Origin of the sequence: Neisseria weixii, assembly GCF_002327085.1 — a bacterium.
GTDB lineage: Bacteria > Pseudomonadota > Gammaproteobacteria > Burkholderiales > Neisseriaceae > Neisseria > Neisseria weixii.
Genome location: NZ_CP023429.1, coordinates 1,728,999 through 1,743,443, shown reverse-complemented (window position 1 = coordinate 1,743,443; position 14,445 = coordinate 1,728,999). Strand labels below are relative to the sequence as shown.

18 protein-coding genes and 1 pseudogene are annotated in these 14,445 nt (G+C 48.3%); 14 read left to right on the top strand and 5 right to left on the bottom strand.

The annotated features are described in order from the left end of the window. Positions 1–23 precede the first annotated feature (23 nt). The 7 genes from CGZ65_RS08895 (at position 24) to CGZ65_RS08865 (ending at position 5,166) form a co-directional block, all read left to right on the top strand. The gene (locus CGZ65_RS08895; RefSeq protein WP_096295569.1) at positions 24–290 is read left to right on the top strand and encodes a hypothetical protein; all 267 of its coding nucleotides are present in this window, start codon (positions 24–26) and stop codon (positions 288–290) included. Between the two features lie 48 nt (positions 291–338). Beyond that, positions 339–1,769 (top strand): dihydrolipoyl dehydrogenase, encoded by a 1,431-nt coding sequence (lpdA, locus tag CGZ65_RS08890; RefSeq protein WP_096295568.1) that lies wholly within the window; start codon positions 339–341, stop codon positions 1,767–1,769. Positions 1,770–2,183: 414 nt separating this feature from the next. Continuing rightward, positions 2,184–2,471 carry a hypothetical protein gene (locus CGZ65_RS08885; protein WP_096295567.1) on the top strand — a complete coding sequence of 96 codons (288 nt, stop codon included), beginning with the start codon at positions 2,184–2,186 and terminating at the stop codon, positions 2,469–2,471. Positions 2,472–2,730: 259 nt separating this feature from the next. Then, positions 2,731–3,165, top strand: coding sequence for an ElaB/YgaM/YqjD family protein (locus CGZ65_RS08880; protein WP_096295566.1), 435 nt, complete (start codon positions 2,731–2,733; stop codon positions 3,163–3,165). 93 nt (positions 3,166–3,258) lie between these two features. Beyond that, positions 3,259–3,642 (top strand): phage holin family protein, encoded by a 384-nt coding sequence (locus CGZ65_RS08875; RefSeq protein WP_096295565.1) that lies wholly within the window; start codon positions 3,259–3,261, stop codon positions 3,640–3,642. Between the two features lie 15 nt (positions 3,643–3,657). Then, positions 3,658–3,957: a hypothetical protein gene (locus CGZ65_RS08870; RefSeq protein WP_096295564.1), complete on the top strand. Its 300-nt coding sequence runs from the start codon at positions 3,658–3,660 to the stop codon at positions 3,955–3,957. Positions 3,958–4,059: 102 nt separating this feature from the next. Beyond that, positions 4,060–5,166, top strand: a complete 1,107-nt coding sequence (locus CGZ65_RS08865) for a porin (protein ID WP_096295563.1) — start codon at positions 4,060–4,062, stop codon at positions 5,164–5,166. A gap of 94 nt (positions 5,167–5,260) precedes the next feature. Here CGZ65_RS08865 and cueR read toward each other — a convergent pair whose 3' ends face one another. Then, positions 5,261–5,674, bottom strand: a complete 414-nt coding sequence (cueR, locus tag CGZ65_RS08860; RefSeq protein WP_096295562.1) for a Cu(I)-responsive transcriptional regulator — start codon at positions 5,672–5,674, stop codon at positions 5,261–5,263. A 106-nt stretch (positions 5,675–5,780) separates the two neighbouring features. Beyond that, the gene (locus tag CGZ65_RS08855; RefSeq protein WP_096295561.1) at positions 5,781–6,392 is read right to left on the bottom strand and encodes a CNP1-like family protein; all 612 of its coding nucleotides are present in this window, start codon (positions 6,390–6,392) and stop codon (positions 5,781–5,783) included. A 105-nt stretch (positions 6,393–6,497) separates the two neighbouring features. Between CGZ65_RS08855 and CGZ65_RS08850 the strand changes: the two are divergent. From CGZ65_RS08850 to pyrC, 3 genes and pseudogenes are all read left to right on the top strand, one after another. After that, a pseudogene (locus CGZ65_RS08850) lies at positions 6,498–6,721 on the top strand (sulfurtransferase TusA family protein). Beyond that, positions 6,660–7,322, top strand: coding sequence for an NMCC_0638 family (lipo)protein (locus tag CGZ65_RS08845; RefSeq protein WP_415906953.1), 663 nt, complete (start codon positions 6,660–6,662; stop codon positions 7,320–7,322). The pseudogene CGZ65_RS08850 and the gene CGZ65_RS08845 overlap by 62 nt, the downstream one beginning before the upstream one ends. A 58-nt stretch (positions 7,323–7,380) precedes the next feature. Beyond that, complete coding sequence (gene pyrC, locus CGZ65_RS08840; protein ID WP_096295559.1) at positions 7,381–8,415, top strand: dihydroorotase; 1,035 nt, start codon at positions 7,381–7,383, stop codon at positions 8,413–8,415. Between the two features lie 61 nt (positions 8,416–8,476). Here pyrC and nusB read toward each other — a convergent pair whose 3' ends face one another. The 3 genes from nusB to CGZ65_RS08825 all read right to left on the bottom strand — a co-directional run bounded on the left by nusB (position 8,477) and on the right by CGZ65_RS08825 (position 9,836). Next, a complete protein-coding gene (nusB, locus tag CGZ65_RS08835) occupies positions 8,477–8,902 on the bottom strand; it encodes a transcription antitermination factor NusB (RefSeq protein ID WP_096295558.1) in 426 nt (141 codons plus the stop codon). A gap of 69 nt (positions 8,903–8,971) precedes the next feature. Beyond that, a complete protein-coding gene (gene ribH / locus CGZ65_RS08830) occupies positions 8,972–9,457 on the bottom strand; it encodes a 6,7-dimethyl-8-ribityllumazine synthase (RefSeq protein ID WP_096296151.1) in 486 nt (161 codons plus the stop codon). 55 nt (positions 9,458–9,512) lie between these two features. Next, a complete protein-coding gene (locus tag CGZ65_RS08825) occupies positions 9,513–9,836 on the bottom strand; it encodes a DUF2185 domain-containing protein (RefSeq protein ID WP_096295557.1) in 324 nt (107 codons plus the stop codon). A 187-nt stretch (positions 9,837–10,023) separates the two neighbouring features. On the opposite strand from CGZ65_RS08825, the gene rnc reads away from it, so the two are divergent. The 4 genes from rnc (at position 10,024) to CGZ65_RS08805 (ending at position 14,435) form a co-directional block, all read left to right on the top strand. Continuing rightward, positions 10,024–10,740: a ribonuclease III gene (gene rnc / locus CGZ65_RS08820; RefSeq protein WP_096295556.1), complete on the top strand. Its 717-nt coding sequence runs from the start codon at positions 10,024–10,026 to the stop codon at positions 10,738–10,740. Positions 10,741–10,752: 12 nt separating this feature from the next. Continuing rightward, complete coding sequence (locus tag CGZ65_RS08815) at positions 10,753–11,202, top strand: DUF2489 domain-containing protein (protein ID WP_198345271.1); 450 nt, start codon at positions 10,753–10,755, stop codon at positions 11,200–11,202. 109 nt (positions 11,203–11,311) lie between these two features. Beyond that, positions 11,312–12,241, top strand: coding sequence for a GTPase Era (era, locus tag CGZ65_RS08810; protein ID WP_096295555.1), 930 nt, complete (start codon positions 11,312–11,314; stop codon positions 12,239–12,241). A 283-nt stretch (positions 12,242–12,524) separates the two neighbouring features. Beyond that, positions 12,525–14,435, top strand: coding sequence for a site-specific DNA-methyltransferase (locus tag CGZ65_RS08805; RefSeq protein ID WP_096295554.1), 1,911 nt, complete (start codon positions 12,525–12,527; stop codon positions 14,433–14,435). Positions 14,436–14,445: the final 10 nt, after the last annotated feature.

The following is a 14,445-nucleotide window of genomic DNA, read 5'->3' as shown; positions in this document are numbered from 1 at the left end:
AAAGCGTGTCGAGGGTATCAAACATGAAGCAAGCGTTTATGATTTTGGCTACTCTGGCTTTATCAGCTTGTGCCGCTTTTTCCGGTAGGGAATACTCGGTCAATGCTTATAATGCACAAGGTAAGCAGCTGAATAAAAAATTCGAGCTCGATAGTAATAAAGCGGGTATTCAAATGGCGCGGCAATCGCTTTGCCAATCCTATCCGAATGCTACCATTCGTGTTTACAATAACATCACACGCATGGAAGTGAAGGAATTTAGCCCTTATTCATGCCGCTACAAACGCTAGGCATCACTTATTTTCGATACATTCTTTTTGAAGGACAAAGGATTTCAAATGTCACAATATGATGTAATAGTTATCGGTGCGGGTCCTGGCGGTTATGTTGCTGCCATCCGTGCTGCACAATTAGGTTTCAAAACAGCCTGTATTGATGCCGGCGTGAATAAAGCAGGCGACGCGCCTGCTTTGGGCGGTACTTGCTTGAACGTAGGCTGCATCCCATCAAAAGCCTTGTTGCAATCTTCAGAGCATTTCCATGCGGTGCAACACGACTTTGCCGAACACGGTATTACCGTGGGCGACATCAAATTTGATGCTGCCAAAATGATTGAACGCAAAGACGGTATTGTGAATAAATTGACCGGCGGTGTGAAATTCTTGTTCCAAAAGAACAAAATTGACAGCTTGTTCGGCTTGGGTTCGTTCAAAGGTAAAAACGGCGATTTGTATCAAATCGAAGTAGACAATAAAGGCGAAAAAACCGTTGTTGAAGCCAAACATGTGATTGTGGCGACTGGTTCTGTACCACGTCCATTGCCACAAATTGCCATTGATAACGTGAATGTATTGGACAACGAAGGTGCTTTGAACCTGACTGAAGTACCGGCTAAATTGGGCGTTATCGGTTCGGGTGTAATTGGTTTGGAAATGGGTTCGGTATGGAAGCGTGTGGGTTCGGAAGTTACCATTCTGGAAGCCGCACCGACTTTCTTGGCTGCTGCCGACCAGCAAATTGCCAAAGAGGCGTTCAAATTCTTTACTAAAGAACAAGGTTTGGAAATCGAATTAGGCGTGAAAATCGGTGAAATTAAAGCAGGACAAGGCGTGACCGTGCAATACGAAACTGCTAAAGGCGAAGCCAAAACCGAAACCTTTGATAAATTGATTGTGGCCATCGGCCGCATTCCGAACACCAACGGTTTGAATGTTGAAGCCGTGGGCTTGGAAAAAGACGAACGCGGTTTCATCAAAGTAGACGGCGATTGCAAAACCAACCTGCCAAATGTTTGGGCAATTGGTGACGTGGTTCGCGGCCCGATGTTGGCGCACAAAGCCAGCGATGAAGGCGTGGCCGTGGCTGAGCGTATTGCCGGCCAAAAACCGCATATCGACTTCAATAACGTGCCATTCGTGATTTATACCGACCCTGAAATTGCTTGGGTAGGCAAAACCGAAGAGCAGTTGAAAGCCGAAGGTGTTGAATACAAAAAAGGTACTTCAGGCTTCGGCGCCAATGGTCGTGCATTGGCCATGGGCAAAGCCAAAGGCACCATCAAAGTGTTGGCTTGCGTGAAAACCGACCGCATTTTGGGCGTGCATATGATCGGACCGGTGGTGAGCGAATTGGTATCTGAAGGCGTAACCAGCTTGGAATTTTCAGCCAGCAGCGAAGACATCGCCCGCATCATCCATGCGCACCCGACCTTATCTGAAGTGTTGCATGAAGCGGCATTGGCTGCCGACAAGCGTGCTTTGCATGGCTAATTGCTGGATTTTGTTTGAAATGCCGTCTGAAAAATGTTTCAGACGGCATTTTTAATGAAAATGGGAATCAAATTTGAGTTGGGGAAACTATATTTATGAGATGGCGCAATTTCATGATGGCAATGCCGGTGTGACGATTACGTCCAGCCAAACGGGTAAGGAAATTCAGTAGTATGAATATTAGGATGAGATGAATATGCGGTTAGGCCGTGTTTCACCGCATTATTTTAAGCCTATATGCCGATGAATGGAGAAAAACCGCTTGCAGCGTCAGATTCTTGAATATAAACAGATAGTGCTTTTATATCAGCCAATTGCTGTCTTTCAGACGGCCTGACTCGGTAAAACCGATAAAGCAGGGCATGGCAAAATCTTTTATAATGGCATATTGATTTTTCAGACGGCATTAAAGTGATGAATAAAGAATTACTCGGGCTGATTTTCTTACCGACCGGTATTATGTCAATGTGTATTGCCGCAGTTTTCCAGCTGTATGTGATGATGACCGAAACCTATACACTCAATCGTTATAAAGACAAAGCGTTGTTATGGCGCGTGGGGGTTTTATTTCTCAGTTTTAGTTTGGCAGTATATTGGCTTTGTCCGAATGCACGTAAAAAAGGCGTAGTATTTTTCATACTGGGAGTAGGCGGCGCATTGATGTATGCTTTGGCGCGTGTCTGGCTGCCCTTTAACCCGTGATGATATGCAAGGCCGTCTGAAAATATGGATTTCAGACAGCTTGTTTCAGTCAGCCTATTTTTAAGCGCACAAAAGGATAGCTGATCTAATCCGCTTCCGCCAAATCATTTTTAAAAACTTTTCACAGCAAATTTGAATCATTCAAAATCTAACAATCTTTACAAGAATTCAAATTATCTTTATGGAAATTATCTTGTGAGTCGATGTCGTTCTCTCTATACTGAAAAAACATCAAACGAACACGCAAAGGAGCGTAACAATGAAAAAACATGATTATGAAACCCGAAAAGAAGCTCTGTTGAAAGATATTCGTGAAGTAATGAATGATGTAGAAGATTTATACAACGCAGGCGCGGAAGCAACGACTGAAGAAGCCAAAGAGGCCAAAGCAAAATTGCAGGAAAAATTGGATGCAGCCAAAGATCGTCTGACTAAATTTGAAGCTGAGGCTGCCGAGCGTCTGCGCCACCATGCCGAGCAAGCGCGCGACAAATACGCTGAATTTGAAGCCGAAGCTGCCGAGCGTTTCAAAGAAGGTAAAAAACGCTTTGCTGAATTTGAGGCCGAAGCCAGTGAACGTGTGAAACATCACGCCCAACAAGCCGATGAAGCCGTGCGTGACAAACCTTATTACGCAATGGGCTTTGCCGCATTAGCCGGTCTGGTGGTCGGTGTGTTGCTGAACCGCCGCTAATCGCCAATGGATAGGCCGTCTGAAAATAGGTTTCAGACGGCCTTTCTATTTCACACGCGTGAAAACAAAATAAAGTTGAGAAAGGGAAGAGAGATGAATCTCAAAGAGAATATCCAGCATACCAAATTGGTGTTTAATCAAGGTATCGATTTATTGATGCTGCGTCTGCAACTGCTGAATTTGGATTTGGCCGCACAAGCGGGTAATGCTGTGCGCAGCATAATTTGGTTGGTGATTTCGGCCATATTGCTGTTGGTGGCGTTGATTAGTTTGTTATTCGGTTTAAACCGTGTATTGACCGACCAGCAAGCAATTTGGACATTTTTCGGCATTACCGGCTTGAGCCTATTGATTATCGCCATTACCTGTGCCCGTATTGTCTATGGCTGGAAAGGCCAAAACAACCGCATCGGCAACACATTAAAAGACATTCAATCCGATATTGCTTATTTGCGTGGTCAAATTAACGAAGAATAAACAAGGAGAGTCCCAATGAACCAACAACAAAAAGAAACCCGTGAGCTGCTCGAATTGGAAATTAAACTGGCGCGTTTAAAAGTGGCTGCTTCTTATTTGAAACAACGCAGACTTAAAGAAATCCGTGCGCAGAAATCGGCTGAAAATGAAGCCATGTTGTACCGATTGGCTGACTTCGGCAGTAGTTTTGCCGCTTCATCCACCAGCTTGTTGTCGAAAACATCGCATTTGCCTCTGCCCAAACTGTACCGCTACGGCGCCATATTTGCTTTGTTTGCTTTACAAGCGTGGCAGAACCATTTGAAGCAAAAATAAATAAAAATTGCTATCGTTTTAAAAGCTATTGTCTTTAAAATGAAAATTCATTAATATGTCGAGGCTGGTTTAACCATATTTTTGAAAAGGGAGATATTCACCATGCAAAAAACCATTCTCGCACTCACTTACGCCGCATTTTCATGCGGCGTTTATGCAGATGTGACCTTATACGGTCAAATAAAGAGCAGCGTCAGCACCAGCCAAGTCAAAATCAAAGGCGGCGCCGGTACGGAAAAAAGCGCAACCTCAACCCGTATTAACGACAATACTTCGCGTATCGGTTTCAAGGGTAAGGAAAAATTAAGTAATAATTTGACCGCTATTTGGCAGTTGGAGCAGCGCGCATCCATTTTGGGGCAAAGCAACAGCCAAAAATGGGGCAGCCGCGATTCGTTTATCGGTGTAGAAGGCAGCTTCGGTAAGCTGCGGGCCGGTAATTTGAACAATATGCTCAACGAAATGGATACCATTGATACATGGATGTGGAGTAATACCGCCACAGGTTTGGGTGTGTTTACCCGCACCGGATCGCGCAATGTATCGGTTCGTTACGATAGTCCGTCGTTGTCAGGCTTCCAATTCAATGCGCAATATTCTCCGCGCGACAACCAGAATCCTGAAGATAAATACACCCATGCCGAGCCGGGACGCGATCAATATACTGCCGGTGTGAGCTACAGCAATCCTCAATTTTTTACCAAACTGGCTTATAACCTGCGTAAAAACCGTGCCGGCACCGAGGATGGTCACATCGTCCGCTTGGAAACCGCTTACGATGCCAATAATTTATTTTTGGGCTTGGGTGCGCAATATGCCAAAGCTAATGAGAGCGCCAACACTTATCTGGCTAACTTCACCGATGGCTTCAATACCTACAACGGCAGCGACATTACCAAAGATGCCGGCAAAGAAGAAGCCGTAAAAGTTATTGATGCCGCCGTAACAGCAGGCTATAACTTCGGCAACTGGCGTCCGCGCATTACCTACGCACACGGCTGGCCGGCTAAAGGTGTAGACAGTGGCGAAAAATTGGTAGATAAATTCGACCAAGTGATTGTCGGGGGCGATTACCGCTTCAGCAAACGCACTTCAGCACGCGGCCAAGTCGGCTATCTGCGAGTAGGCAACAAAACACTTTTGACCGCAACAGATAAAGGTAAAGTGGAACAAGCAGCCGCTTCTTTGGGCTTGCATCACCGCTTCTAAGATTGTGCATGAAAAAACCTGCCTGAGTCATTCAGGCAGGTTTTGTTTATGTTAACTTTGGCAATAGGTTTGCAAAGGTCTCAGGCCGTCTGAATTAATCATGGCAAGACTTCTTAAGCGTATTTTCCGAAAGTTGCTCAATAATCGCGCATTCGGGATCGTCATTGCCTTGGCAGCAGTCATGCCAAGATTGCAGCGTAGCAGTCATGCTTTGCAGGCGGCTGATTTTTTCTTGCAGCGTGGCAATGTGTTCCGCCACCAATTGCTTCACTTGCGCGCTGGTTCGTTGCGGATTGTGTTTGAGCCGCAATAAAGTTTCGATTTGCGCCAATGAAAAATCAACATCACGCGCGTGTTTGATAAACATCAGTGTGTCTAAATCTTTTTCCTGATATTGGCGATACCCCGATTCGTTGCGCCCGGTGGCCGGAATCAAACCGATTTTTTCATAGTCACGAATCATTTTGCTGCTCAAGCCCGAGCGTTTGGCGATTTCGCTGATGTTCATGGGCGTTAAGTCCTTCAAGAGTTTAAACTTGATATAAGGCCGTCTGAAAAAATTTAAAGTAAAAGGCCGTCGGAAAGCGGGAATTTTTCAGACGGCCTGTTTAATTTTATTTGTTGGTATTGGCCAAGCTTGGTTTGTGGCGGCCGGCGCGTTGTTGCAAGCGCTCAATCAAACCTTTCACTGTATTTGGCGTACCATCGACACAGAATGCGTTATAAAGCACGCTGCGCAGTTCATCGTTGCGGCTCATCGCGCCGCCCATCGGCTTCCAATCTGCATTGCGCGGTTGAATCCAACGGCTGTTTACCGGATCGCCATAGCCGAATATTTTATACGAAGAGCGTTTATCGCCGCCGTAATTGAAGCTGGAGCGGGCGCAGAAAATACCTTCGGCCGTCAGGTTATCGTAACCTTGAGAAGACTGCGTGTTCAAAATATAGCGGATGCTGGTGTCTGGCGAAGGCATGATTTGCAGGCTGTCCAATAAAATTTTCGGCTGCTTGGCATAGGTTTCGCTCACATAAATATCAAACCAATCGCCTGATTTGGTGTCCGGCAGAGCAGGTAAACCGACTTCGGCTTCTTTAAATTCGCGGGCCGCTTTTTCTCCGGCGCTTTCTTGATAACGACTGTTGACCAAGCTGTCTTTATCGCTTTTGGGCAGGGCAAAAGCGGAAGTGGCAGCCAAGACCATAACCAGCAAACTGATGCGGCGCATAACGCTCTCCATGATGAAATATTTTGCATTTTAGGGTTTCAAAAGCGCAGGTGCAAGCAAGTCAGGTATAATTAACCTAATATTTAACCAGATTAAACGCAAACCATCATGACACAAACCTTAGACGTAACCGGCTTGAAATGCCCGATGCCGATTTTGCGTGCCAAAAAAGCCTTGGCACAAATGCAAACCGATGAAGTGTTGACCGTATTGGCCACCGACCCGGGGCGCCGGGCGATTTTGAAGCCTTCTGCCGCCAAACCGGCCATGTTTTATTGGAATCGACTGAAAGCGAAGGTGTGTTTACCTTGGTGCTCAAACACAAATAGGCCGTCTGAAATGCAGAAAACCTTATTGTGTGCAACGCTGTTGGTGTTGGTTGCTTGCGGCGGCGAAGAATTATCGCCCAAGCAAAGAGAAGAGCGGGCGCAAGAAGCGGTGAAGCTTTTTAACGAATCATGCGTGACGCTGCGTGGCGAACCGGCTCGAGTGACCGCTTGGGCGGGCGCACAAGATGCACAAGCCATGACGGAAGACGATGTAAAAAACCTGCCTTTCGGCATGATGGAACTCGATTGGAACGCCGTTTGGAAGCTCGAGAAAAACCAGACGGCTTATTATCTCAGCCTTGCGCCGGAAAGCTGCAGCATCAAAACCGAAAAAGCCGATGAGAATATGGTGCGCCAGCAATTCATGCAACTGGTCGAGCAAGCGCCGCAAGGCATGAACCATGAATTGCGTTCCGAAAAATCCACACAATCGCCGTTTCCTTTCCGTCAGCTTTCCTATGCATGGCGTGAATCGGGCAGCCCTGAAGAATGGGTGCTGACGGCCAATACATCGCCATCGGAGCAGTTGCCTGCGCAAGCCGCATTATATTTCACCCATCAGATTTATCATTCCAAACCGGTATTGAACCAAACAAATTGATTTTCAGACGGCCTGAACAAAAGGCCGTCTGAAACCGTAAAACCAAAAGGAAACCACCATGCAAACCCTGACCATTATCCAGCCGGATGACATGCATTTGCACCTGCGCGACGGCGAAGCACTCAAAGCCGTAGCTCCTTTCACCGCCCGCCAAATGGGCCGCGCCGTGATTATGCCCAACCTGAAGCCGCCCGTGGTCAGCGTGGCCGATACCTTGGCGTATAAACAGCGCATTCTCGATGCCTTGCCTGTAGGCAGCACTTTTGAGCCATTGATGACGCTGTATCTCACCGACAAATCCACACCTGAACTGGTGTGCGAAGCCAAAGCCGCCGGCATGGTTGCCTTCAAACTGTATCCGGCCGGCGCCACCACCAATTCCGATTCCGGCGTGACCGATTTGTTCAAACTGATTCCCGTGTTGCAGGAAATGGCGGCGCAAGACATGCGTTTCTTGGTGCATGGCGAAGTGACCGAGGCCGAAATCGATATTTTCGACCGCGAAGCCGCCTTTATCGAGCGCGTGATGAAGCCCGTGTTGCAGCAAGTTCCCGATTTGAAAGTGGTGTTTGAACACATCACCACCGCCGATGCCGCCCGCTTGGTGTTGGAAGCAGGTGACAACGTGGCCGCCAGCGTGACCCCGCAGCATCTGCTGCTCAACCGCAACGATTTGCTCGTCGGCGGTGTGCATCCGCATCATTTCTGCCTGCCGGTGTTGAAACGCGAAACCCACCGCCAAGCCTTGGTTGCCGCCGTTACCGGTGACAAAGCGCATAAATTCTTCTTGGGCACCGATTCCGCGCCACACGCCAAATCCGCCAAAGAAAATGCCTGCGGCTGTGCCGGTATGTTCAGCGCCATGACCGCCATCGAGCTTTACGCCGAGGTGTTTGAAAACGCCGGTGCACTTGACAAACTCGAAGCCTTTGCATCTAAAAACGGCGCACGTTTCTACGGCTTGCCGGAAAACAGCCGTACCATCACTTTGGTAAAACAAGCGCAAACCGTTCCTGAAAATATGCCTTACGGTGATGAAGTGTTGGTGCCGATGCGCGCAGGCCAAACCGTGGCTTGGTCGGTGCAATATTGATTGATATAAACAAAAATGCCGTCTGAAAATTTTCAGACGGCATTTTTTATACGGCAAAGGATTAACCGCGTTTCGGATCGTCCGGACGCAATTGCACGGCCAAGCGGTCGAGAATGCCGTTGACGAATTTGTGGCCGTCGGTGCCGCCGAAGGTTTTGGTCACTTCAATCGCTTCGTTGATGATGACCGGATACGGCGTTTCCGGCATGGCGGATAATTCGTGGCAGGCCATCAGCAATACGGCGCGCTCGATCGGGCTTAAGTCTTTTTCGTCACGGTCGAGCAGCGGGCGGATGCGTTCCATGTATTCGGCAGCGTTGGTTTTGGTGCCGAAGAATAATTTGGTGAACAATTCTTGGTCTGCTTTTTCAAAATCAGGCAGGTCTTGAATGTTTTTCGCCACTTCAGGAGCGGCGGTATTGTTGATATTGGATTGGTACAGTGCCTGTACCGCAAGCTCGCGGGCGCGGCGGCGTGGTGTTTTCATGGGTGATGTCCTTATAAAAGGTTTCAGACGGCCTGATACATGGCAGGCCGTCTGAAACAAAGCGTCGGATTATTCTTCGTCTTCTTCTGCGTCGAATTGGTTTTCGAGCAAACGATTCACCAAGTTGGCCATTTCTACGGCAACTTTGGCGGCATCAGAGGCTTTTTCTTCAATGCGTGCAACGGCTTGTTCGTCGTTTTCGGTGGTGAGAATGGCGTTGGCAATCGGGATGTTGTAATCCAAGCCGACGCGGGTCACGCCGGAGCCGGATTCATTCGACACCAATTCAAAATGGTAGGTTTCGCCGCGAATCACCACGCCGATGGCAATCAGGGCGTCAAATTGCTCGGATGAAGCGAGGTTCATCAAGGCAATCGGCACTTCCAGCGCGCCGGGTACGGTTGCGATGGTGATATTTTCCTCGGCCACGCCTAATTCTTGCAGCGTGCGGCAGCATACTTTCAGCATTTCGCCGCCGATTTCGTTGGTGAAACGCGCTTGCACGATACCGATGCGCAGTTGTTTGCCGTCTAAAACGGGTTCGATGATGTTCATGTTTAATCCTTTAAAAGTGGTTTCAGACGGCATAACCGTCAGGCCGTCTGAACAATTAATCTTTGGGCTGCCAATCGGCAACGGCTTGGAATTCGCCGTCTTCGCTCAATTCCCACGCGCTGCCTTGCGGCCGGGTGAGCAGGGCGACGATGTCGGGGTTGTTTTTGGTGATGTCCGACATGCTGCACACGGTGAAATTATCCGGGTTGTCGGTGTATTCGTCGCTTTCTTCGCCGGTGAAGAAACGCCAGCCGCTGTCGTTTTCAAACACCGGTTCTTCGCGGTATAAAAAGCCCACGGCTCGGCCTTGCTCGGTCACGGTTTTGGTGGCGATGCAGCGGTCTAGCGCGGTTTGCAGGGCTTGGGCAAAAATATTCATAAGGTTTGGCTTCTCAATGATGTGGGGGGGATTTTACACGATTCGGCTGTTTTTCGCACTTGCTACTGCCCATGAAATGTGGGGATTAATGTTACAATAGGCCTCTTGAAAACCAATCAGCCTTAAAGCGTTTGCATATTTTTAGCGGAGTATGGAAACCCGTTCAGGCTGCGCATAAAGGAAACCGATGAAACCCGATATATTGAAGCAGCAGGCGCACCAAAGAATCCAGCAGCATTTGGGTTATGCGTTCCGCCGTATCGAATTATTGCAGCAAGCCCTGACCCACCGCAGTTTCAATGCGAAACACAACGAGCGGTTTGAATTTGTCGGCGATGCGATTTTGAACTACACCATCGCCAAAATGTTGTTTGATGCCTTTCCGAAATTGACGGAAGGCGAGCTGTCGCGTTTGCGCGCCAACTTAGTGAACGAAGGCGTGTTGGCCGAAATTGCGCTGGAAATGAATGTCGGCGACGGCTTGTATTTAGGTACGGGCGAACTCAAAAGCGGCGGTTTCAGACGGCCTTCCATCTTGGCCGATGCCATGGAAGCCATGTTCGCCGCCGTGAGCTTTGATGCTGATTTTGCCACGGCGGAAAAAGTCATACGCCATTTGTTTGCCGGCCGCGTGAAATCGGTCGATTTCAAAAATCAGGGCAAAGACAACAAAACCACGCTGCAAGAAGCCCTGCAAGCCCGCCGCTTGGCCTTGCCGAAATACCGCATCGAAGAGCAAATCGGCACAGCCAACGACAGCCGGTTTGTGATTTCCTGTGATTTGGGCGAACTCGGTTTCATCTGCAAAGCCCAAGGCGCCAGCCGCAAAACCGCCGAGCAGGAAGCCGCTGCCGAAGCATTGAAATGGTTGGAACAAACATTCCCGATCAAGCGCAAAAAATAAGGGTGAGGCCGTATGAAAGTTTTGATGATAATCGGCACATTGGCCGTTGTGGTTATGGCCGCGTATGCCGCTCATTTGTGGCTTAAAGTGTACCGCCAAAAGCAGCAAGCCGAACAAGCGCAAGACGAGCGCCGCTGCAAACTCGCTCAAAGCATAGATCTGATTGCTATGGCAATGGCGCAAGGACAATGCAATTTATCCGAAGGCGTGTTGCGGCTAAAGCCTTTAATTGAATCAGCCGGACTCGATTTCAGCAGATATCCGGCTATGAATAAGTTGCATGAGGTGGTGGCCGATATGCCGATTTTGGCCGAACGCCGACAGCTTAAGCGCAACGAGCGTATGAAGTTGGATCTAATTCGAGAAAGCAGCGAAACCGAGCTGGAAAGCGAAATTGCAGCCGAAGCCGTAAATATCCGGCAGGCCGTACAAGCGTGGTTGCCGAAGCAGGCAAATTTATGATTTCAAACCGTTTTGTTTTCAGACGGCCTTTATTCCAAAACCTGTCAATACACATTTCAGACGGCCTGTTTTCATAAACAGGCCGTCTGAAAAAATAAGAAAGTAAAACATGGACATCGAAACCTTTTTAAACAACGAATCCCAGCGTAGCGAAAACTACCGTTGCGGCTTCGTGGCCATTGTCGGCCGGCCGAACGTGGGCAAATCCACCCTGATGAACCACTTAATCGGCCAAAAAATCAGCATTACCAGCAAAAAATCCCAAACCACGCGCAACCGCGTTACCGGCATCTACACCGACGACACCGCACAATTCGTGTTCGTCGATACGCCCGGTTTTCAAATCAATCACCGCAACGCCTTAAATGACCGCCTCAACCAAAACGTAACCGAAGCATTAAGCGGCGTCGATGTGGCGGTGTTTGTGGTAGAAGCCATGCGCTTTACCGATGCTGACCGTGTGGTGATGAAACAATTGCCGTCACACACGCCGGTTGTACTGGTGGTGAACAAAATCGATAAAGACAAAGCCAAAGACAAATACGCACTCGAAGCCTTTGTCAACGAAGTCAAAGCCGAATTTGAATTTGCCGGCCACGAAGCCGTCAGCGCCAAACACGGCTTACGCATAGCCAACCTGCTGGAGCAGCTCAAACCGTATCTGCCCGAAAGCATTCCCATGTATCCCGAAGACATGGTCACCGACAAATCCAGCCGCTTTTTGGCCATGGAAATCGTGCGCGAAAAACTGTTCCGCTACTTGGGCGAAGAATTGCCTTACGCGATGAACGTCGAAGTCGAACAATTCGAAGAAAGCGAAACCGGCATGTTAAACATCTACATCGCCGTATTGGTCGACAAAGACAGCCAAAAAGCCATCCTCATCGGAAAAGGCGGCGAACGCCTGAAAAAAATCTCCACCGAAGCACGCTTGGACATGGAAAAACTCTTTAATGCCAAAGTGTTTTTAAAAGTGTGGGCGAAAGTCAAATCCGGCTGGGCGGACGATATCCGTTTCCTGCGCGAATTGGGGCTGTAAGCAAAAATGTAGGTCGGCGATGCTTCGCCGACACAACCGACTGAATATAAAGCAAAACCATGCAAGTGATGCCGTCTGAAAAATTTTCAGACGGCATCACAAATAGGGCGGATATGCCTATCCGCTAAATACAACAAGACAGGGTGCGTAGGTCGGGTATGTTTACCCGACAAATTCATACGGCATTTAAAATCAAAAAAATTAAGGAAAATATTATGAATAATCAAGAAGTTAAAAATATTCGCGGGGGGGGGTAGACTGCCCGACTGAAAACCCGAATACGATATTAAACGGTAATCTTGCCAAACTCAAATCCCTCTTTCCTGAAGTCTTCAGCGAAAACCAAATTGATTTTGAAAAACTCAAATTAGTGTTGGGCGAAGACAATCTTTGCGCCCAAAACGAACGCTATCAACTGGGCTGGGCAGGCAAATCCGATGCCTACCGCACCTTGCAATCGCCCACATTCAACACGCTTGCGCCCTGCGTTGCCGAAAGCGTAAATTTCCACGACACGCAAAACGTATTTATCGAAGCAGAAAATTTGGAAGCCCTGAAAATTCTGCAAAAATCTTACGCGGGCAAAGTCAAAATGATTTACATCGACCCGCCCTATAACACAGGCAGCGACAGCTTTGTCTATCCCGACAAATTCGCCGAAACCCGCGACGAATACGCCCGCCGCGTGGGCGACAAAGATCAGGAAGGCTACCTGAAACGCGACGGCGTATTCCAAGGCGCGTTCCGCAAAAACGGCAAAGACAGCGGGCATTACCACAGCAACTGGCTCAACATGATGCTGCCGCGCCTGCATCTGGCGAAAACGCTGTTGCGCGAAGACGGCGTGATTTTTATCTCGATTGATGACAACGAACAGGCGCAGTTGAAATTGCTGTGTGATGAAGTGTTTGGGGCGGAGAATTTTGTGGCTGATGTGATTTGGCAGAAAAAATACGCTGCAACAAATGACGCAAAAGGATTTTCTACCTTACACGATTACATTTTGGTTTATCAAAAAAGTTCTGAATTTGAAAGAAATTTACTTCCACGAACAGAGGCTCAAAATAAACCCTATAAAAACGATGATAAAGATGGAAAGGGTCTATGGCGAAGCGATAATTTATTAGTTAAATCATTTTCTGCCAGTGCAGTATATCCCATTACAAATCCAAATACAGGGGAAAAATTCTTTCCCCCACAAGGAAGTTCGTGGCGGGCAAGTCAATCCACAATGGAAATTTGGTTAAAGGAAAATCGCATATTTTTTGGGAAAGATGGTTTAGGAGCACCACAATTAAAAAGATATTTAAATGAAGTTCAACAAGGCAGAGTGCCAACAACGTGGTGGAATTTTGAAGAAGTTGGACACAATGATGCCGCCAACAAAGAATTGCAAAATCTTTTTAATTCCAAAGCACCATTTGACACGCCAAAACCAACAACATTATTAGCACAAATGTTAAAAATTGGTTCAAATTCAGACGGCATCATTATGGATTTCTTTTCAGGCTCCGGCACAACTGCCCACGCCGTGATGCAGTTGAATGCCGAAGACGGCGGCAACCGCCGCTATATCTGTGTGCAGCTTCCCGAAGAAACGGATGAAAAATCCGAAGCGCGTAAAGCCGGTTTCGCCAACATCGCCGAAATTGCCAAAGAACGCATCCGCCGTGCAGGCGCGCAAATCCGTAGGTCGGGCATTGATGCCCGACAAAATATGCCGTCTGAAAATGCGGATACTGCTGCGGGCGCGGTGTCGGGCATCAATGCCCGACCTACTGTGGACACGGGTTTCAAAGTGTTTAAATTAACCGAAAGCCATTTCAAACAATGGCGCAGCCCCGCCGATCGCAGTTCAGACGGCCTTGAAGCGCAGCTGGAAATCTTCCGCGATGTCGTCGAACCGCACGCCACCGCCGAAAACATGGCTTACGAGCTGGCCTTGCGTTTGGGCTTCAAGCTGACCGACCCGATGGTTTTTTCAGACGGCGTGGTGTGGCTGGATAATGAAAACGGCAACCGCAAAACGGCTTTGCTGCTGGAAACAGTTTCAGACGGCCTGTTGTCGGAGGTATCGGCGCAGAATCCTGTGAAAGTGTTTGCGCTGGATAAAGCGTTTGCAGGCGGTGATGCGCTGAAAACCAATGCCGCCTTGCAGTTTAAAGATGCCGGTATTGACTTTGAAACGCTGTAACGGGAGTGCC